The sequence below is a fragment of the Halomonas sp. MS1 genome, from assembly GCF_024182575.1.
Classification (GTDB): domain Bacteria; phylum Pseudomonadota; class Gammaproteobacteria; order Pseudomonadales; family Halomonadaceae; genus Vreelandella.
Genome location: NZ_CP098926.1, coordinates 1,378,655 through 1,399,039 on the forward strand (window position 1 = coordinate 1,378,655; position 20,385 = coordinate 1,399,039).

The 20,385-nt window shown below is 53.8% G+C and carries 18 protein-coding genes; 13 read left to right on the forward strand and 5 right to left on the reverse strand.

Translation table 11 applies throughout. From position 1 onward, the window contains the following. Positions 1–5 precede the first annotated feature (5 nt). Together NF683_RS06125 and NF683_RS06130 are read left to right on the forward strand one after the other, a co-directional pair. A complete protein-coding gene (locus NF683_RS06125; RefSeq protein ID WP_253921562.1) occupies positions 6–1,106 on the forward strand; it encodes an amino acid ABC transporter permease in 1,101 nt (366 codons plus the stop codon). An 86-nt stretch (positions 1,107–1,192) separates the two neighbouring features. Further along, positions 1,193–1,921, forward strand: coding sequence for an amino acid ABC transporter ATP-binding protein (locus NF683_RS06130; RefSeq protein WP_009723183.1), 729 nt, complete (start codon positions 1,193–1,195; stop codon positions 1,919–1,921). A gap of 112 nt (positions 1,922–2,033) precedes the next feature. On the opposite strand, the gene NF683_RS06135 is transcribed toward NF683_RS06130, so the two are convergent. Beyond that, entirely contained in the window at positions 2,034–2,627 is a 594-nt protein-coding gene (locus tag NF683_RS06135; protein ID WP_253921563.1) for a histidine phosphatase family protein, read from the reverse strand. A gap of 157 nt (positions 2,628–2,784) precedes the next feature. Here NF683_RS06135 and phnD point away from each other — a divergent pair, with 157 nt between their 5' ends. The 8 genes from phnD to NF683_RS06175 all read left to right on the forward strand — a co-directional run bounded on the left by phnD (position 2,785) and on the right by NF683_RS06175 (position 13,024). After that, positions 2,785–3,774 carry a phosphate/phosphite/phosphonate ABC transporter substrate-binding protein gene (gene phnD / locus NF683_RS06140; protein ID WP_089040299.1) on the forward strand — a complete coding sequence of 330 codons (990 nt, stop codon included), beginning with the start codon at positions 2,785–2,787 and terminating at the stop codon, positions 3,772–3,774. Between the two features lie 57 nt (positions 3,775–3,831). After that, positions 3,832–4,638, forward strand: coding sequence for a phosphonate ABC transporter ATP-binding protein (phnC, locus tag NF683_RS06145; RefSeq protein ID WP_089040298.1), 807 nt, complete (start codon positions 3,832–3,834; stop codon positions 4,636–4,638). Beyond that, positions 4,625–5,434, forward strand: coding sequence for a phosphonate ABC transporter, permease protein PhnE (gene phnE, locus NF683_RS06150; protein WP_089040297.1), 810 nt, complete (start codon positions 4,625–4,627; stop codon positions 5,432–5,434). The genes phnC and phnE (NF683_RS06150) overlap by 14 nt, the downstream gene beginning before the upstream one ends. Further along, positions 5,428–6,237 carry a phosphonate ABC transporter, permease protein PhnE gene (phnE, locus tag NF683_RS06155; RefSeq protein ID WP_089040296.1) on the forward strand — a complete coding sequence of 270 codons (810 nt, stop codon included), beginning with the start codon at positions 5,428–5,430 and terminating at the stop codon, positions 6,235–6,237. Before phnE (NF683_RS06150) ends, phnE (NF683_RS06155) begins: the two co-directional genes overlap by 7 nt. An 87-nt stretch (positions 6,238–6,324) precedes the next feature. Further along, positions 6,325–6,756 (forward strand): host attachment protein, encoded by a 432-nt coding sequence (locus NF683_RS06160; protein WP_089040295.1) that lies wholly within the window; start codon positions 6,325–6,327, stop codon positions 6,754–6,756. Between the two features lie 105 nt (positions 6,757–6,861). Next, complete coding sequence (locus tag NF683_RS06165; protein WP_193060680.1) at positions 6,862–8,733, forward strand: methyl-accepting chemotaxis protein; 1,872 nt, start codon at positions 6,862–6,864, stop codon at positions 8,731–8,733. A gap of 10 nt (positions 8,734–8,743) precedes the next feature. After that, positions 8,744–10,861, forward strand: coding sequence for a methyl-accepting chemotaxis protein (locus NF683_RS06170; RefSeq protein ID WP_253921564.1), 2,118 nt, complete (start codon positions 8,744–8,746; stop codon positions 10,859–10,861). A gap of 306 nt (positions 10,862–11,167) precedes the next feature. Next, the gene (locus NF683_RS06175; RefSeq protein ID WP_089040292.1) at positions 11,168–13,024 is read left to right on the forward strand and encodes a methyl-accepting chemotaxis protein; all 1,857 of its coding nucleotides are present in this window, start codon (positions 11,168–11,170) and stop codon (positions 13,022–13,024) included. A gap of 20 nt (positions 13,025–13,044) precedes the next feature. Here the strand turns inward: NF683_RS06175 and NF683_RS06180 are convergent, their stop codons facing one another. Continuing rightward, positions 13,045–13,971, reverse strand: a complete 927-nt coding sequence (locus NF683_RS06180; RefSeq protein WP_253921565.1) for a LysR family transcriptional regulator — start codon at positions 13,969–13,971, stop codon at positions 13,045–13,047. A gap of 183 nt (positions 13,972–14,154) precedes the next feature. Between NF683_RS06180 and NF683_RS06185 the strand changes: the two genes are divergently transcribed. Beyond that, positions 14,155–14,931: a ferredoxin--NADP reductase gene (locus tag NF683_RS06185; protein ID WP_038479478.1), complete on the forward strand. Its 777-nt coding sequence runs from the start codon at positions 14,155–14,157 to the stop codon at positions 14,929–14,931. 211 nt (positions 14,932–15,142) lie between these two features. On the opposite strand, the gene glnK is transcribed toward NF683_RS06185, so the two are convergent. From glnK to NF683_RS06200, 3 genes are all read right to left on the reverse strand, one after another. Beyond that, positions 15,143–15,481, reverse strand: coding sequence for a P-II family nitrogen regulator (gene glnK / locus NF683_RS06190; protein WP_009098335.1), 339 nt, complete (start codon positions 15,479–15,481; stop codon positions 15,143–15,145). Positions 15,482–15,684: 203 nt separating this feature from the next. Beyond that, entirely contained in the window at positions 15,685–16,932 is a 1,248-nt protein-coding gene (locus NF683_RS06195; RefSeq protein WP_038479484.1) for an ammonium transporter, read from the reverse strand. A 45-nt stretch (positions 16,933–16,977) separates the two neighbouring features. Next, a complete protein-coding gene (locus NF683_RS06200; protein WP_038479487.1) occupies positions 16,978–17,316 on the reverse strand; it encodes a P-II family nitrogen regulator in 339 nt (112 codons plus the stop codon). A gap of 360 nt (positions 17,317–17,676) precedes the next feature. On the opposite strand from NF683_RS06200, the gene NF683_RS06205 reads away from it, so the two are divergent. Then, a complete protein-coding gene (locus NF683_RS06205; protein ID WP_089040291.1) occupies positions 17,677–18,018 on the forward strand; it encodes an accessory factor UbiK family protein in 342 nt (113 codons plus the stop codon). Between the two features lie 185 nt (positions 18,019–18,203). Further along, entirely contained in the window at positions 18,204–20,339 is a 2,136-nt protein-coding gene (locus NF683_RS06210) for a TonB-dependent receptor (protein WP_253921566.1), read from the forward strand. The last annotated feature ends 46 nt before the right edge of the window (positions 20,340–20,385 follow it).

The window sequence follows — 20,385 nt, forward strand, 5'->3', positions numbered from 1 at the left end:
TTTACATGATCCATAATCAAACAATCATTAAAGAGCGGCCAGCCCCGAGTAGTTCTGTCGGGGCAGTTGCCTGGCTACGTGCCAATCTGTTCAACGGCCCGATCAATACTATCTTTACCCTAATCGGGCTTTACATACTCTATTTGCTTGTCGTTCCCACCGTTCAGTGGGCGTTTTTGAATGCCGATTGGATCGGTACCACACGAGATGACTGCTCTCGGGAAGGGGCTTGCTGGGTCTTCATCAATGCACGCTTCACCCAGTTCATCTACGGCTTGTATCCCCGTGAGGAAATCTGGCGCGCCAACATCGTCTTTGCTGGTTTCTTTACGCTGATAGCTTGGCTGGCCATTCCCCGCCTGCCCCTCAAACGTTGGGTGGCGATATTTGCGCTCGTCGGTTTCCCCATCGTTGCCTATGTGCTGCTGCACGGCGGCTACTTTGACATGCCTCGCGTGCCTACGCATCGCTGGGGTGGCTTACTGCTAACCCTGCTGCTGGCCACCGTCGGTATGGTGGGCGCACTGCCTATCGGCATTGTGCTGGCGCTGGGGCGGCGCTCCAATATGCCTATCGTGAAAAGTTTCTGCGTCGTATTTATCGAGTTCTGGCGTGGGGTACCGTTGATTACGGTGCTATTCATGGCCTCGGTAATGCTGCCGCTGTTCCTACCCTCTGAAATGAATGTAGACCGTTTAGTACGGGCGCTGATCGGCCTAACGCTATTCCAAAGCGCCTACATGGCCGAGGTTATTCGTGGCGGCCTGCAAGCCATTCCAAAAGGCCAGGAAGAGGCTGCTGCTGCGCTCGGCATGACCTACTGGAAGCGTATGGGGCTGATTGTGCTTCCCCAGGCGCTGAAAATGATGATTCCCGGCATCGTGAATACCTTCATTTCGCTGTTTAAAGACACCACCCTGGTCATGATCATCGGGCTATTTGACCTATTGGGGATCGTGCAAGCGGCGCTGGCCGACTCACGCTGGCTGGGCTTCTCGCTGGAAGGCTATGTCTTTGCCGCCTTCATGTTCTGGGTCTTCTGTTTCAGCATGTCGCGCTATAGCCAGTATTTAGAGCGCAAGCTACACACCGGTCATAAGCACTAACGCCGCTTTTATTAACGATTTTTTAGCAGGATAAAGACATGACTCAAGCAGCTACCGACATCTCTGGTACTCCTACTTCTGACCTGATGGTTGAAATGCGCGGCGTTAATAAATGGTACGGCGATTTTCACGTGCTGCGCGATATCGACCTGGAAGTAAAGCGCGGCGAGCGTATTGTTATTTGCGGGCCTTCAGGCTCGGGCAAGTCAACCTTGATTCGCTGCATTAACCACCTGGAAGAGCACCAGCAAGGCGATATCGTGGTAGGCGGCGTACCGCTTACCCAAGACGTTAAGCGTATCGAGCAAATCCGCCGTAGCGTGGGCATGGTATTCCAGCACTTCAACCTCTTCCCTCACTTAACAGTGCTGGAAAACTGCTGTATAGCGCCCATGTGGGTGCAAAAAAAGCCGCGCCGCGAGGCGGAAGAAATGGCTATGCAATACTTAGAACGGGTGCGTATTGCTGAACAGGCGCTTAAGTACCCGGGTCAGCTTTCCGGCGGCCAGCAGCAGCGGGTCGCCATTGCCCGCTCACTGTGCATGCACCCTGACGTCATGCTATTCGACGAACCAACGTCGGCGCTTGACCCAGAAATGATCAAGGAAGTGCTAGACGTCATGGTGGAGCTTGCCAATGAAGGCATGACCATGCTGTGTGTGACCCACGAAATGGGCTTTGCCAAAACCGTCGCCGACCGGGTGATTTTTATGGACCAAGGGCAAATCATCGAAGAAAACGCCCCTGAGCCGTTCTTCAATAACCCGCAGTCAGAACGTACCCAGCTATTCTTAAGCCAGATTCTGGGGCACTAAGTAACGCAATTGATAAAGCAGTTGATAAAGCAATGGGCCTCAGCGAAGGCCCATTGTTATATCCAGCGATGCCGATTCATTGCCCGCTCTCCCGCAACCACTGCCAACCCGACTAACTCCCCAGCGGGGTAATACTGGCAGGCTGCAGGGCAGGTTGCTCGCGGTGTTGCGTCAGCGGTTTATTGGCGAGTGCTGTGAGCAATATCTGTAGTGGATCGCCATGGCTCACCACCAGCACCGTTTCGCCTTCACAGCGACGCTCCAGCTCCTCAATCACTGCATACATCCTTGCGGCGACCTTGCTGACCGCCTCCACCTGATTCTGTTGATGCTCAGCATCCTGGGCATCTAACTCCCAGACGTCAGGGTAATGCCTATCCGGTTGGCCATCGAGTTCACCGAAGTAACGCTCACGAAGGCGCTCCTCTTTTTCCAGCGTTAAGCCAAACGCTGCAGCAACTCTTTCAGCGGTTTGTGTTGTCCGCAAAAAGTCTGAGTGCAGCACCTTGGTGGGCGTCGGCCAACACCATTGTGCAACGACTGTTGAGAGCTGCTCTTCGCCCAGAGGTGACAAGCCGAAGTCGCAAAGACCACGCCCAGGCGAACTAATAATGAGGCCTTGTTCGTTCGCTTGGCTATGGCCATGGCGCATCAACAGATAGCGATTTCGCCAATGGTAGAAGGCAGCTGTGAAAGTGTTTGACATATCTTCGTAATAAACCCTAGATTGAAAGAGATCGTTTTCGAAAAATAAACATCTAGCGCTACAAATGTCCACTTGCGAAACGTACGCGCCGTAAAAGAAGCGCTGAATTCGATAGTGGATAGCACAACACAAAAATAACGCACATAAGAGGCTAACTATGGAAACGTCACGTTTCTGCAAGCGTCCGCTTGCCATGCTAGCGGCTGCATCACTGCTCCCCTTCGCACTCCTCTCTACCCATGCCTTGGCAGAGTGCGAGCGTGGTGACCTGGACCCACTGTACTGCGATGAAAACGGCGACATGGTGGCTGATCGGCCAAGCGACGAGTCTGGATGGGCAAACCCAGACACGCTTATTTTTGCCTATACCCCGGTAGAAGATCCGGCCATTTATTCGGATATCTGGCAGCCCTTTATTGATCATCTATCCGAGGTCACCGAACGCGATGTGCGCTTCTTTGCTGTTCAATCTAACGCCGCACAAGTCGAAGCCATGCGCAGCGGGCGCTTACACATTGCTGGCTTCTCGACCGGCCCGACTCCTTTTGCCGTGAACTTAGCAGGCGCGGTCCCCTTCGCACTGATGGGGTCAGATGATGGTCAGTTCGGCTACACCCTGCAGCTATTTACCCACGTAGACTCAGACATTGAGAGCCTGGAAGACCTCAAGGGCAAGCGTGTTGCCCACACCTCGCCAACGTCCAACTCCGGTAATCTAGCGCCGCGTGCCTTACTGCCAGAGCTTGGCATCACTCCCGAAGAGGATTACGACATCGTTTACTCGGGCAGCCACGATCAATCGATGTTGGGCGTCGTCGCTCGGGATTACGATGCCGCGCCGGTGGCTTCTGAAGTGGTCGAGCGTATGGCAGCACGTGGTCTTTACGATGAGGAAGATGTGCGTCTGATCTACGAATCTGATCGATTCCCAACCACTTCCTATAACTACGCCCATAACTTACACCCGGATCTTGTAGAAAAAATCGAGGAAGCCTTCTTTACCTTCGATTTCGTCGGCACCGAGCTTGGCGAGGAGTTTGAAGGCGTCGAAAAGTTTATTCCGATTAATTACAAAGATAACTGGCAAGTGATTCGTACCATCCAGGCAGCTAATGACGTGAGCTATACACGAGAAAACCTGGAGTAACAACGATTGCGCCGCCCCCAGCGGCGCAATTATTCGCCTTTCGATGGAAACAATCACATGCTGGAAATTACCAATCTGGTCAAACGTTATGGCCACAACGAGGCGGTGCTGAAGGGACTCGATCTTAAGGTAGAGGACAACAGCGTTGTTTCTATTGTTGGCGCGTCTGGTGCTGGTAAAAGCACCATGCTTCGCTGTATCAATCGCTTAGTAGAACCTACATCGGGCTCTATCAAACTCAACGGCACCGAACTGGTGAATGTGAAAGGCGCTGAGTTACGCCGTGCCCGGCGCAAAATTGGCATGGTCTTCCAGGGATTTAACTTACTTGATCGCCTCACCGTCATGGAGAACGTGCTGGCTGGACGGCTTGGCTACGTTAATCTCTATCAAGCAATCTCACGTCGCTACCCTCAAGCCGATATAGAGCGTGCATTTACCCTTATGGAGCGCGTTGGGATTGCTCATTACGCCAATAAACGTGCCGATGAGCTTTCCGGCGGTGAGCGCCAGCGTGTCGGGGTGGTGCGGGCATTAATGCAAGAACCTGACCTGTTGCTGGCCGACGAACCAACAGCATCGCTCGACCCACGCACGTCCGAGCAAATAATGATCCTGCTGCAGAGCCTTGCCAGTGAGCTTTCGCTACCGGTATTGATTAATATTCATAACGTTGCGCAAGCAAAAACCTACACTGAGCGCATTGTCGGCTTACGCCACGGCAAGATGATTTTTGATGGCGTGCCTGCAGACTTCAACAAAGACGCTCTTGATGCCATTTATGGTGGTATTGAAGCGCCTGACGATGCTATTACCGAGCAGCCCGGTGCCCATGCTGAGGAGCCACGACATGACGCCGTCTGACTCCCCGTCTCCCCCACGTACCTGGAAAAAACCGCCATTCATTGCCAACCCCATCATCCGCTACGGCATTTTTATTGTCGCTGCGATTTATCTGGTGTGGGCTTTCGGTTCTTTGCCGTTTAACTGGGCGCGCATTTCAGAAGGCTTACCGCGGGCAGCGCGCATCTTTAGCGGGGGCTTTCCACCCAGCCTGGAACGTTACGAGTTGCTACTAACAGGCTTTAAAGAGAGCTTCCAAATTGCCATTCTCGCCACACTACTAGGCGTTTTTCTATCGATTCCTTTTGCGGTGATGGCCGCTCGTAACATCGCCCCGATGCCCATTTACGTGATTGGCCGCGCGGTCATTATTATCTCGCGCAGCTTTCACCCCGTTATCGTGGCTATTTTATTCGTGGCGGCCGTTGGGTTTGGGCCGCTGGCAGGTATTTTAACGCTGACTCTCTACTCCATCGGGTTTGTTGGAAAGCTGCTAGCAGAAGAGATCGAAGAGATTGATTGGGGGCAGGTAGAAGCCATGCGCGCGGCAGGAGCAGGCTACATTGCCACGCTTTATTACGCCGTCTTTCCACAAATATTGCCCCGCCAGGTCGGTCTATCGATGTACCAGCTTGATAGCAACCTACGCGCCTCTGCGGTGGTCGGCATCGTCGGTGCAGGCGGTATCGGTGGCACATTAATGAATGCCTTTGGTCGCTATGATTACGACTTCGCCTTTGCGATTCTACTGGTCATTATTGCGGTTATTTTACTGAGTGAAGGCATCAGCGGCTGGGTGAGGAAAAAAATATGGTAGATCACGCTCAGCAACTTGCCGACCGTGTTTGGCATCGCTACGACCGTAAAGAACGCTTAATCCGCTACGCTGTACTGCTAGGCACACTGATGCTGGTGTTCTGGGCGGTTCGCGATATTGATATTTTCTGGCCCTGGGTATGGGACGCGCCCAACCAAATGTCTAATTTGGCTGCGCGCATGTGGCCGCCTAGCCCTGCCGGGTTAAGCAATATTCTGAACGCGCTGCTGGAAACGGTACATATCGCGACGTTGGCCACATTTCTGACTATTTTTCTCGCCTTGCCAGTCGCCTATATCGCCGCCCAGAACACCACCCCCAATCGTGCTTGCCTATGGCTGGGGCGTTTTATTCTGGTCTCCAGCCGCTCGGTTAATACGATTATATGGGCGCTGTTATTCGTGGCTATTTTTGGCCCCGGCGTATTAGCAGGGATCCTGGCGATTGTGTTTCGCTCGATAGGCTTTATTGGCAAATTAATGGGTGAAGCCATTGAAGAAATCGATCGTCGCCCGGTGGAAGCGATGGAAGCCACCGGTGCTTCCAAGGCAAAAGTGGTCGCCTACGCCATTGTGCCCCAGGTGATGCCAGCCTTTTTTGCCATCGTGATTCTGCGCTGGGATATCAACATCCGGGAATCCACCGTGCTGGGACTCGTTGGCGCAGGTGGCATTGGCGTGATTCTGCAAGGCGCTATCGACACCTTTGCTTGGCCGACAGTCGCTACTATTTTGATCGCGATTATCATTTTGGTACTGATTGGCGAAGCCATTACTAGCCTACTGCGCAGCAAAGTGCTTTAACCCCTTTTTACCTTCGCAAGTGTTTGACCAAACGGCAAACGCTTGCCATGGTTAGAGGGTAACTAACGACAAGGAGGACGTACGACGATGACCACCTATATCGTGGTAGCTGACGCCGCCCGCGCGCGTATTTTCACCCGTGATGCGTTGAATCTCACTGAGCATGAGAGCCTTGTACACGCAGCAGGCAGGCTGCACGAAGGTGATTTAATCACCGATCGCCGCGGTGCCGATGTCCATGAATCTACGTCAACCTCATCGCGCTCGTCTGGAGAAGAGGGCGCTGCCTCGCAGCATGAAAATGAGCTGTTTGCCAAAGAAGTCGCCAAACGCTTATATGGTGCACGCGTCGATAACAGCATGGAAAAGCTTATTATGGTCGCGCCACCGAAATTTCTTGGGCTACTGCGAGAAAAGCTCGACAACACCACCCACAAACTGGTCATTCACACGCTTTCAAAAGATTTGAGTAAAGCTTCCCTGGCCGATATTCAAAACGCCGTTAGCGACCTACGCTAATGCTCTCTACGTCACCCTCGCTTTCCCACTAAGCACGCTTTTCTGCTAAAGAAGTGGTCGCTTTTGCCGATAGTCGTCTGACCCCTGACGATTTAGAGAGCGACCATGTTTTCGTCCCTGCGAGCCCGCATCTTACTAGCCGCCCTCACGGCCATTATTGTAGCCCTCATCATTAATGGCATAGCCAGCTACACCACCGTCAAGCATCACAACAATCAACAAGTAAGCCGCAATCTCAGTGCCGTCGTTAACGGCAACACCCAGGCAATTAATGAGTGGTTTAACGCTCGCTATACCATGCTGGCCAGCATGGATGATGCTGTTGGCAGCAGCGACCCGCTTGCCGCATTGCGACAGCTGTCTGATTCTGGAAGCTTCATGACGGCCTATATGGCTTATCCCTCTACGTCTGATGCTGTTTTTTCTGATAACTGGCAGCCGCCTAGTGATTATGACCCTCGCCAACGCCCCTGGTATCAGGACGCTGCCAACGCCAAAGACACCATTATCACAACGCCTTATGTCGATGCCCAAACAGGGGGGTTAATCGTTACCTTTGCACGCCCCTTCTACCGTAACGGGCAGCTCGCCGCTGTCATTGGTGCAGATATCACCATTGAAGATGTCATTGATATTGTGGCCAGTATCGCCCCGACACCTTCAAGCTTTGGTTTTTTGACGACGGAAGATGGCACGCTTGTGGCGCATCCTGACGCCGAGTTAACGCTTGAGCCGTCCTCAGTGTTGAGCAGCGATCTAACCAACGACAGCTTGGCCAAGATTATCCAAGCCGAAGAGCCTCAAGCGCTTGAGCTGCAAAACAGTGGCAAGCTGCTGATGGGCAGCACAGTGGGCGGCAGTAGTGGCTGGCAGTTAGTCGTGGCGCTTGATGAGCACGAAGCCACCGCAGGCCTGCGTGCCATTGCGACTACCTCGATTATCACTTTGCTGATTGTCGCGGCCATCACCGCCGTTATATTTGGTGTCCTGCTTTCATTGATGCTTCGTAGACTGCTTGGCGTGCGCAACGCGATGGATAACATTGCCTCGGGAGATGGCGATTTAACCCTGCGTTTGCCAGAAGAAGGCAACGATGAAGTGACCCAAATTGCCAGCGCGTTCAACCGTTTTGTCGGCAAAATGGAAGCCGTATTGGTTGATGTCCGCACGAGCAGTGAAGCGGTTCATCACGCGGCCAACGAAATTGCCATGGGTGGTCAGGATTTATCACGCCGTACCGATAACGCGGCCGCAAGCCTGCAGCAAACATCTGCGTCGATTGAGGAAATCACCAGCACCGTTCAACACACTGCCGCATCTGCCCAGCAAGCCAACCAGCTCTCCCATGCAGCATCAAACGTTGCGAAGGAAGGCGGCCAAGTGGTGGCAAATGTCGTCACAACAATGGAAGACATTTCTCAATCCTCTAATAAAATTGGTGAGATTGTCACGCTGATGAACAGCATTGCCTTCCAAACCAATCTGCTGGCACTCAACGCCTCTGTAGAAGCGGCCCGTGCCGGCGAACATGGCCGCGGCTTTGCCGTAGTGGCCGACGAGGTCCGCAAGCTTGCGGGGCGCAGCAGCGAAGCTGCCAACGATATTCAAAAGCTAATCGAAGACTCACAAAGCAAAGTCAACAATGGCACCTCTCTGGTACAAAATGCGGGTGCGACGATGCAGGATATTGTTGCCCATATCACCCGTGTTACCGATGTGCTGGAGGAGATTAACGCAGCCACCAGCGAGCAGAGCGACGGCATTAATCAAGTCAATATTGCCGTTGCCGAGCTTGATCGCATGACCCAGGAAAACGCTGCCATGGTGGAAGAGTCCACTACTGCTGCTGAGCAACTGAAAGAGCAAGCGGAGCATCTCGCGGGGACTATCAGCAGCTTTAAACTGTCCCACGCTGCCACGCCTGCTTTGCAAGTGCCCTACCAAACACCTGACAACCAACGTCGCCATATCGCCTAGGGATTACACTATGCATTTCCGCTCATTACGCTCTTTTGTCGTGGCACTAGCAGGCCCTTGCCTGTTAGCCATTGTGGCCGCCCTGGTGGTGTATAACTTGATCGCCGCCTCACACACCCAACAAACCGTGGATGACCACACCAGTGAGCTCATGGAAGGCGCGCTGGATGCCCGCTTAAACGCCATTGCCGAAGCAGAAGGTCAGCGCATTCAGCGCGAGCTGGACAAAGCGATGACACTGGCCAGCCAACTCGCCATGACCAATGCGTTAATGGGCATGGACGATGCAGAAGGCCAACGCGCGCTCTACTTAAGCCGCCGACAGCTATCAAACCTTGTGCGCCAAACCGTCGCCGACAACCCTGACCTAGTGGATGCCTATATCGGCTGGGAGCCCAACGCTTTTGGAGATGACGCGCGCTACGCGGGTGACGAGCGCTACGGCCATGACGCCAGCGGCCGCTTTATGCCTTGGTGGTACCGCACTGATGATGGCGAGCTGGCGATACTGCCGCTAGGTGAGGACATAGAGAGCGAAACGCCCCTGGCAAGCGGCGTGCGCGAAGGCGAGTACTACCTGTGTCCACGGGAAACCTTAGCTCCCTGTATTATCGACCCCGCGGCTTACGACTTCGGCGGTGAAACCCAGCTAGTCACCTCGTTCAACGCGCCGATCTTGGTAGATGGCGAATTTCGCGGTGTGGCGGGGATTGATTTGGCGCTTAACTTTATCCAAACCCTGTTAAACGATGCTAACCAGGCGCTTTACAACGGCGCAGGCCGAATGACACTGGTGGCGGGACGTGGCGGTTTGGTAGCGGATACCGCTGGCAAAGAAGCCTTGGGCTTGCCCGCTAGCGATTCGCTAAGTGACACGCTACTGGCAGGCATTGAACAGGCAACAACGCAGGGCAGCCTACACAGCAGCATGGCCAATGGTATGTTCCAGCGTTATCAGCCTATCGCCCTTGGCAATACGGACCAGCCCTGGGTGCTGGTACTGCAGCTTCCCGAGTCGGTGGTACTGGCCGAACTGAACGCCTTGCAAGACGTGCTCAGCGAGCAGCGTCAGCAAAACACGCTGGGCATGACGCTGGTGGGCTTATTGCTGGCAGCTATCGGTGTCGGCGCACTGTGGTGGATTGGTGGACGAATCGCACGCCCTCTTAAACGCCTAGCCAACCGGATGGAAGAGATCGCGACAGGGCATGGTGACCTTACCCAACGCTTGCCAGTTCATGGCCGCGACGAGAGCGCAGCGGTGGCAGAACAGTTCAATGCCTTCGCGGAGAAAATCCAAACCATCTTGCTGGATGTACGGCGCAGCAGCGAAGCGGTTAACCATGCGGCCAATGAGATTACCCAAGGAGGGCACGATCTTTCTCGGCGTACCGAACAGGCCGCCGCCAGCCTGCAGCAGACCTCTTCAGCCATGGAAGAGATCAGCAGTACCGTTGGCCACACCACCCACGCCTCACAGGAAGCCAGCGGGCTTTCCCAAACCGCCTCGGAGCTAGCGTCCCGTACTGACAGTGCGTTTGAGCAGGTGGTCGCCACGATGACGGATATTCGCACCAACTCTGATGAAATTCAGAGCATTGTCAGCGTCATTGATGGTATCGCTTTCCAGACTAACCTACTGGCGCTAAACGCATCTGTAGAGGCTGCCCGTGCAGGGGAGCATGGTCGTGGTTTTGCCGTCGTGGCTGATGAAGTGCGCAAACTCGCCTCGCGCAGCAGCGACGCCGCCAAAGATATTCGCCAACGCATCGATGCCTCGGCAGGTAAGGTAGAAAGCGGTACCCAAATGGTGCGTGATGCCGAAGCAGCTATGCATGAACTGGCTCAAAGCGTGACGCGCGTTACTCAAATGCTCGGCGATATCAGCACGGCCGCGCGCGAGCAAAACGATGGTATTAGTCAGGTAAGCATTGCCGTCACCGATCTAGACCAGATGACTCAGCAAAACGCAGCCCTAGTGGAGGAGTCCACCACCGCCGCCGAACAGCTAAAAGATCAGGCGGATCGGCTCGATGCACTGGTGGGTGGCTTCACCCTTGAAGCACATGACAGCCGCCATACACAGAGCCAGCACACACTGCCTGCGCCAATGCTGGCACAGTACTAAACGGCGATTCAACCAGACCGCCAGGAGATCGGCAGTAGCGCAGGTTTATCGCTCTGCTGAACTTCGGCGGTCATTATCCTGCCCGGTCTCATTGCGGGGCTCACCTCGTTATCCATCCTGCCTTAGCTCAGCTTACTCCAAAGCATGTCTTCCCCGTTGCGGGCCTATAACAACACAATCTTAAGAATACGCCTAAAGTCGTAGGCATTGGTGCCGATAGTAGGGCTGCAGATAGTACGTAACAGATAGTACCTAAAAAGTGGCCTGTTTTAGGCCTTAGCTTTCCTAACTAGCGAGACTATATTCATGCTGTCGTCCCTACGCTTGCGTATTCTTATCATCACGTTAATGGTAATTACGCTAGCACTGACTATTAATGCCTCAGTCAGCTACCTAACCCTGCAAACACATAATGACCAGCAGGTAACTCAGCAGCTGGCCTCTATTGCACAGGGTAACGCCCTGGCCATTGAGGAGTGGGTTGATGCCCGAGTCGCCATACTAGAAGCAGCTCGCACACCCGTGATCGATAATGATCCGCTTGCGCCACTTGTCCAGTTAGCAGAGTCAGGCGGTTTCCTAACGGCATTTTTCGGCCAATCCGATGGACGCCACCTTTCGTCCGATGGCTGGGTACCAGGCAGTGATTTTGATCCACGCCAGCGCGAATGGTACCAAGCCGCAACAAAGCAGGATCGTACGATCGTCTCGCTGCCTTACGTGGACGCTAATAGCAATCAGCTTGTGGTTAGCTTTGCTACGCCAGTCAAGCGTAATGGCCGTTTGTATGGGGTAATCGGCGGCGATGTCGTCATCGACAACCTAGTCAGTCAGGTCAACGCTATTCGGCCAACGCCCTCGAGTTTTGCCTTTCTAAGTAGCGGCGGCGAAACAGTCATTGCTCACCCCGACGCAGCGCTGACGCTCAAACCGCTGAGTCGAATTAGCGATACCCTATCCCCTGCGTCCATCGAACAACTAAGTGCTGCGCCAGACACGTGGGAGCCTATCAACGTCGATGGCCTGGATAAGCGACTCTCGGTGACTCCCATCGCAGGAACCGACTGGGAACTCGGCGTGGCACTCGACGAGCATGAAGCCACTGCCGGGTTACGTGCCATTCTCAAGTCTTCATTGTTGACGCTAATCGCCATCATTGCTGTCACGGCTCTGCTGTTGAGCTTGTGGCTCAAGCGTGCTTTCGCTGGCCTAGAACGGGCGCGTGATGCTCTGGATGACATTGCCAGCGGCGAAGGCGATCTAACCCGACGACTTCCCGAACAGGGCAGTGATGAAGTGGCTCAGATCTGCGGTGCTTTCAACCGCTTTGTGGGCAAAATGGAAGCGGTATTGGTCGATGTACGCACCAGCAGTGACTCGGTGCACCATGCCGCGAATGAAATTGCCTTGGGCGGCCAGGATCTATCCCGCCGTACCGATAATGCGGCTTCTAGCCTGCAGCAGACCTCGGCTTCAATAGAACAGATCACCAGCACCGTGGAGCACACCGCCGCATCGGCCCAAGAAGCCAATAAGCTATCTCAAACGGCCACGAACGTAGCTAAGGAAGGCGGGCAAGTGGTCGCCAATGTGGTTACCACGATGGAAGATATTTCCCAGGCCTCCCATAAAATTGGCGAAATCGTCACGCTAATGAACAGTATTGCCTTCCAAACCAACTTACTGGCCCTTAACGCCTCCGTAGAAGCCGCCCGGGCAGGGGAGCATGGCCGTGGTTTTGCGGTCGTTGCTGATGAAGTACGCAAATTAGCAGGACGCAGTAGTGAAGCCGCCAACGATATTCAAAAGCTCATTGAAGACTCACAAAGCAGAGTGAATAACGGCACTGTATTAGTGCAAAACGCAGGCGCAACCATGCAGGACATTGTCGCTCATATCACTCGCGTCACCGATGTGTTAGAGGAAATCAACTCCGCCACGAGTGAGCAGAGCGATGGTATTAAACAGATCAATATCGCCGTGTCTGAACTTGACCGTATGACCCAGGAGAATGCTGCCATGGTGGAAGAGTCCACCACTGCCGCTGAACAGCTGAAAGAACAAGCTGATCATCTTAAGGGCACCATCAGCAGCTTTAAGCTGTCTCAACACCCTTCGGCTCCTCTAACCGTCAACGCAACCAACGCTTTGCCATCGTATTGAGTGACTATCGTATTAAGTGACTAAGGAATCGGCGGCAGTGGAATATCATCGCTGCGCTTGGCACCTGCGGTCATCTCGCGGCAAAGTCGCAAGAACTCTCGTATCCCCGTGGTAAGGTACTTGTGGCGGTGCCAGATGAACGTGAACTGACGTTTTAAGTCTAATTCCGGTGTGGGCAGAGGCACTAAGCTGCCACGCCGGAAAGCATCGCGTAGTGCTAGCCTAGAAACGCAGCCAATCCCCAGGCCCGACTCTACTGCCCGCTTAATACCCTCGGTATGCTCAAGCTCCAACAGGGTATTAAACCGACTACGCCGATGCCGCGCGGCGTGCTCAAGAGTCATGCGGGTGCCAGAACCCTCCTCGCGCATAATCCAGTCTTCACGCAACAGTTGTTCCAGCTCAAGATGCTCGCGACCCGCCAACGGGTGGCGCGGTGAGCAGAAGACGCACAGCTCATCCTCTACCCATGGCTGGCTAATAATCATATCGTCGTCGCACTGCCCTTCAATCAGCCCTAAATCAAGCGAGTGCTGGCGTACACTCTCAATAATGTGCCGCGTGTTACGCACCGCTAGCCGCACCCGACTGCCTGGGTAGCGCTGCATGAAATCGCTGATCAACAGAGTGGCTAGATAGTTGCCAATGGTTAGCGTTGCGCCCACATCTAATGCGCCTACGCCCTGCTGGCCGCGCAACAGTTCCTCTACCTCTTCGGCCCTGTCCAGCAAGGCCACCGCTTTTGGCAACAGTTGAAAGCCCAACGCATTAAGCTTCAGCCGTTTTCCCATGCGGTCGAGAAGCTGGCAGTCAAACTGACGCTCAAGCTCCGCGAGCGACGTACTGGTAGCAGATTGGGACATAGCGAGGGCACGCGCCGCCTGAGAAACACTTTCGTGCTGGGCGACGGCCACAAAGACTTCCAACTGGCGCAGGGTGTAATGCATAGAGACAACCTATCTTGTTTCGGCGACATATCTATTCTTTAGATAAGTGTTATCAGTATAATTCGCTTAACAGATATATCTCTCTTTATTTAGAATTAGTAGCAACATATTTAGTCATTTTTTATGCTTTTTTAGAATATGGCAGACGAGGCTTAGGCCACTCTGCCCATTGGAGGAGTTAGCATGAGCAAGTTTGCCCTGGAAGAAGTCCTCAGCGTTCACCACTGGAACGACACCCTGTTCAGCTTCCGCACCACTCGCGAGCGTAGCCTACGCTTCAAAAATGGTCAGTTTGTGATGATTGGCCTGGAAGTGAACGGCAAACCGCTGATGCGTGCTTACTCCATCGCCAGCCCCAATTACGAAGACCATCTGGAATTTTTCAGCATCAAAGTACCCGATGGCCCGCTCACCTCGCGCTTGCAGCACCTTCAAGTTGGCGACCAAATTATGGTCAGCCGCAAGCCTACGGGCACGCTGGTATGCGATGACCTGCTTCCCGGCCGCAACCTTTACATGCTTTCCACCGGAACAGGCCTTGCACCGTTTATGAGCCTGATCCAAGACCCAGAAGTGTACGAGCGCTTTGAAAAAGTAGTGCTGGTGCATGGCGTACGCGAAGTATCTGAACTTGCCTATGCCGACTTTATTACCAAAGAGCTGCCTGCTCACGAGTATTTAGGCGAAGAGATTGCCGAGAAGCTGGTGTACTACCCCACGGTCACCCGTGAAGAATTCCACACCATGGGACGCCTGACCGATCACATTCGCAGCGGCAAGCTGTTTGAAGACACCGGTCTTCCGCCGATTGATCCGCGCCAAGACCGCGCGATGATTTGCGGCAGCCCCGCCATGCTCGACGACACTAGCGCGCTGCTAGACGAATTGGGCCTGAATATTTCTCCGCGGATGGGCGAGCCGGGCGATTACGTAATTGAGCGTGCCTTTGTTGAGAAGTGAGTAGTGAGTAGTGAGTAGTGAGTAGTGAGTAGTGAGTAGTGAGTAGTGAGTAGTGAGTAGTGAGTAGGAAAATTCTAGTCGCTTTAATGACTACATCACTAATACAAAGCCCCTGCTGGAGATGATCCACAGGGGCTTTGTGCTGCTTACTACCTACAGTTCAGCAACTTACTGCTTTTTACTTACCATTCACCACTCACAGTTAACAAACCTAAACCGCGTCTTTACCGGTTTCACCGGTACGAATACGGATCACCTGCTCCAGCGGCATGACAAAGATTTTGCCGTCGCCGATTTTGCCTGTGTTGGCAACCTGCGTAATGGCATCAATAACCTGTTCCGCCATATCGTCATCTACCGCAACTTCTAGCTTTACTTTGGGCAGAAAATCCACCACGTACTCTGCACCACGATATAGCTCTGTGTGACCTTTCTGACGGCCAAAGCCCTTCACTTCCGTTACCGTAATGCCCTGCACGCCGATATCAGAGAGCGATTCGCGTACGTCATCAAGCTTAAACGGCTTGATAATGGCTGAGATCAATTTCATTGCGACATCCTCTAGCTTGGTGGCCTTTTATTAAAGGTTGGCGGGACACTGCTGTTAGCCAAGCCCGTTAGCGTTAAGCATACACCGCTACAGGCAGAGAATAAAAAATCAGCGCCTATGGATTGTAACAATGCACTAAGGCAAAAAGGCCTCCCGCTAGGGGAGGCCAAAAGAGCACGCCAGCTCATTTCATTAGCGTAAGCTTATTTCTTAACGCTAAATTCGGGATAGGCTTCAAGACCGCACTCAGCAATATCGACACCTTCATACTCTTCTTCTTCGCTAACGCGGATACCCATGATGGCTTTCAGCACCAGCCATACCACCAGGCTGGCAACGAATACCCAGCCAAAGATACCAACGATACCGATCAGCTGTGCGCCGAAAGAAGCGTCGCCATTGGTCAACGGTACCGCCAGCACGCCCCAGATACCCACCACACCGTGTACCGAGATCGCACCGACCGGATCATCAAGCTTCAGTTTGTCCAGCGTGACGATCGCAGCGACAACGATCAAGCCACCCACCGCCCCAATCACCGCAGCACCTAGCGCAGAGGGCGACAGAGGATCCGCAGTAATCGCGACAAGACCAGCCAGAGCACCGTTAAGCGCCATGGTAAGGTCCGCTTTACGGAACCACAGCTTGGCAAGAATCAGTGCGGCAAGCACGCCACCGGCAGCGGCCGCATTGGTGTTAACAAACACCTGAGCAACGTTGTTGGCAGAGCTGATGTCGGACATTTTCAGTTCAGAGCCGCCGTTGAAACCGAACCAACCCATCCAAAGGATAAAAGTACCCAGTGTGGCCAGCGGCATGTTGGCGCCGGGAATCGCGTGGATAGACCCATCTTTACCGTACTTACCTTTACGTGGGCCAAGCACCAATACACCCGCTAAGGCAGCCGCGGCACCTGCTAAGTGAACAATGCCGGAACCCGCGTAATCGGAATAGCCGACTTCAGACAACCAGCCGCCGCCCCACGTCCAGTAGCCAGACACCGGATAAATAAAGGCTGTCATCACCACTGCGAAGGCCAGGAATGCCCACAGCTTCATGCGCTCAGCAACCGCACCAGACACAATCGACATGGCTGTGGCCACAAACACTACCTGGAAGAAAAAGTCAGAGCGCATTGAGTAGTAAGGCGCATCATCACCGCCTGCGGTCACTGCATCCACGCTGTTTTCAGCGCCAATCAAGAAACCAAGGTTGGGTAGGAAGCCACCCGCGCTGCTGGAATACATAATGTAGTAACCCACCAGCAAGTACATGGTGCAGGCAATCGCAAACAGCGCGATATTTTTGGTCAGAATCTCGGCGGTGTTTTTCGAACGTACCAAGCCAGCCTCAAGCATTGAGAAGCCAGCGGCCATCCACATGACGAGCACGCCGCAAATTAGGAAGTAAAACGTGTCGAGCGCGTAGCTCAGATCAGTCAACTCATTCATTTTAAGTTCCCCGTTGAACTATAGAAATGATCCGAAAAAACAGCTTCAAACGGCGTCTGCACCGCGTTCGCCTGTCCGAATCCGAATAACGTCTTCAAGCGGTGTCACAAACACCTTGCCGTCACCGATCTTGCCGCTGTTAGCTGCGCTACAGATCGCTTCCAATACGCTCTCTAACCGGGTGTCGTCCACGGCCACTTCAACTTTTACCTTGGGTAGAAAGTCGACGACGTACTCTGCCCCCCGATACAGCTCGGTATGCCCCTTTTGACGACCGAAGCCTTTAACTTCAGTCACCGTGATGCCCTGAACGCCGTTGTCAGCGAGCGCTTCACGAACGTCGTCAAGTTTGAATGGCTTGATGATAGCGGTGATGAGTTTCATCCCGGATCTCCCCTGCTGGATTAGGTAGCGGCAGCGCCGCCCGAATTAACTGCTTATCTCGTTAATGCGCATACCGTGCCACCCAACTTTTTTTTCTTATAAGTCAGCAGTTTGTTTTATAAAAATTAAGATTTTTCGGTGGCAAGGAAGACTTAGTAGCCGCCGCCACTGCCCGCTTGCACCATAAAAGAACATGAATAAAAACGCGGCGCTCTATTTCGATGCACTCCTTCGATGCACCCCGCCGATAAAGAGAGGCCAGAGGCTAATTTGCAAACGATGCATGCGCATCGACGGCGGGTTGCGTATCCTTATTAGTAAGCAGTGCACATTTATGCGTGGTCATTTAAGGAGAGAGCGATGGCGCCTCAAGATCGCATTAGCCGTTTAGCCCAGCAAATTGGGGATCGTTTACAGAACGCCTCCCAAGCCCCGGAAGATATTCAAAAAGGCGTACAGCAGGTAGTGCGTGGTGCCTTTGACAGGTTGGAGCTGGTGTCACGGGAAGACTTTGATATTTTGATGGATGTATTGCAGCGCACCCGCTCACGCGTTGAAGCTCTAGAGCGCCAAGTGGCCAGCCTTGAGGCCGCCGTGGAAGCGTCTACCTCAACGAGTCCTTCCCCCATTGAAGCAGAAGCACCACCAACCCCCGCTCCTGAACCGAACAGTGATGGTTCAGAGGATGACAAGCCCGCCTAAATCCAGAACGGACGGCAATAGGTTGACGACGCCTATTGCCGACTAAGTGGTGGCTTAATACGTTGATGTTGATGACGTAAAGAGCGTCATACCCACTTAATAAACACGAATCAATATCATTGACTTTGATTGTTGTGGTGATACTCTCCGCCTCCTACTCCCTAACTGCTTGCGGATTGTTCACCATGTCTGACTGGTCTTCTTCAACGGCTGCACTCATTGGCACGGGTCTATTACTAGGCTTTTCCAGCGATGTTTTCGCCCAAAACACAACGTCTGGATCCACGCTAAACGCAAACGCTGGAGATACCATGGTGGTGGTTGGCTCCCGCACCCCAACCCAGATCAGTCAAATACCTGGCGCGGTATGGGTGATTGATAAAGAGATGCTGCAACAGCAGACCCGCAATGGTGCAGACCTAAAGACGGCTTTGGGGCAACTTGTGCCGGGGCTGGATCTGGCACCGCAAGGGCGCACCAATTATGGGCAAAACATGCGTGGTCGGGGCGTGCAGGTGCTTATCGATGGCGTATCTCTGAACAGTTCACGTGGGCTTTCCCGTCAGTTCGATGCCATTGATCCCTTCAATATTGAGCGTGTAGAAGTGCTTTCCGGTGCCAGCAGCCTGTATGGCGGCGGTGCTACGGGGGGCTTGATCAATATCATTACGCGCAAAGGCGAAGAAGGCCTGAACTGGCGCACCGAAGCTGGCATCACCACAGGCTTCAACAACAGCGATGATATGGATCGACGTCTGTCGCAATCAATCAGCGGCGGCAATGAGCGGGTTCAGGGCTATCTGGGTACCTCCATTGTGGACAACGGCCGTCACTATGACGGCAGCGGTCAGGAGATCTTTCCTGATATTGCCCAGACCGACCTGCAGGACAATCGCAGCATTGATGTATTGGGCAACCTCTCGTTCCGTTTGACCGACGAACAGAGCCTGGAGCTGGGCGCCCAGCTGTATCGTTCCGGCTACGAAGGTAACCGGGGTGTTTACTTTCCCAACCTCGACGCAGCCACGCCCAACTTGAACGATGCCGAGATTCGCGACGGCTACCGTTCACAGCGCGACCCGGAAACCGACCGCAAGCTGGTCAACGTCAACTACCACCACGCTAACCTGTGGGGGCAAAACTTCTATCTACAGGCCTTCCACCGAGAAGAGGAATCCAGCTTCCAGGCCTTTCCTTACCCTGTCTCGGATGGCCTGCAGTTTCGTGCATCGCAACAAAATACTGATTTAAGCGGTATTAAAGCGCTGTTTGAGTCGCGCCTGGGTGATGACATCTCATTGACCTATGGGCTCGACCTGGATCGCGAAAAATTCGATGCCAGCCAGATGCTGTTCGATACCGATGTATCAGATACTACCGGAGGGCTGGTACAGCAGGCTTCGGGCGTTGAGCCCCGCTATCCAGGCTATCAGGTGGACGGGCTTTCGGGCTTCGTCCAAGGTGACTGGCAGGCCACCCAGGCGCTTAAGCTCTCCGCAGGGTTGCGGCAGCAGCATATGGATGTCGAAGTGGGCGATTTCCAGGGTATTCCCGGCGGTAAGAACGATTACGAAGCCACGCTATTGAATGCCAGCGCTCTCTACGATTACGGCAACGGTCACCAGAACTGGCTGCAGTTTAGCCAGGGCTTCGAGCTGCCAGATCCCGCCAAATACTACGGCAAGAGCCCCGAGGTGAGTGTCGATAACAACCCTCTATCTGCCATCGAGACAGATCAGGTGGAGCTAGGCTGGCGCTACCAGGGGGGCAACTGGATGGCTCAAACGGCACTCTACTACGCTTGGTCGGACAAGGCAGTAGAGAATGCCCAGGATCTGAGCGTCAGCGTAGTGGACGAAAAGAAACGCGACTTTGGTCTAGAGAGCGCGGTAACCCGTTACTTCGACAACGGCCTGGAGGTCGGCGGCACCCTACACTTAGTGCGTTCCGAGCAGGAGAACAGCCAAGGGGAGTGGGAGAAGCGTGACGCCCGCTATGCATCGCTCTCCTCTTCAACGGCCTTTATCGGCTGGACCGACTACGTGCGTTCGGCGCGCTTGCAAGCCAGCCATACTTTCGATCTGAAAGACGACGCGGATCGTGAGATCGACGGCAACACCACCCTCGATCTATCGCTCAGCCAGGAGACCGATTTTGGCACCGTGAGTCTGGGCATACAGAACCTACTCGATGATCAGTACTCCACCGTCTGGGGCCAGCGGGCCGCTATGTTCTATTCGCCCTACTACGGACCAGAATACCTCTACGACTATCAAGGGCGCGGACGTACTTACACCCTGAACTGGTCGATGGCGTATTAAGCACCGCCCGGCTACTCGCAGGCAGCCGCTCAACAGCGAGGGAATG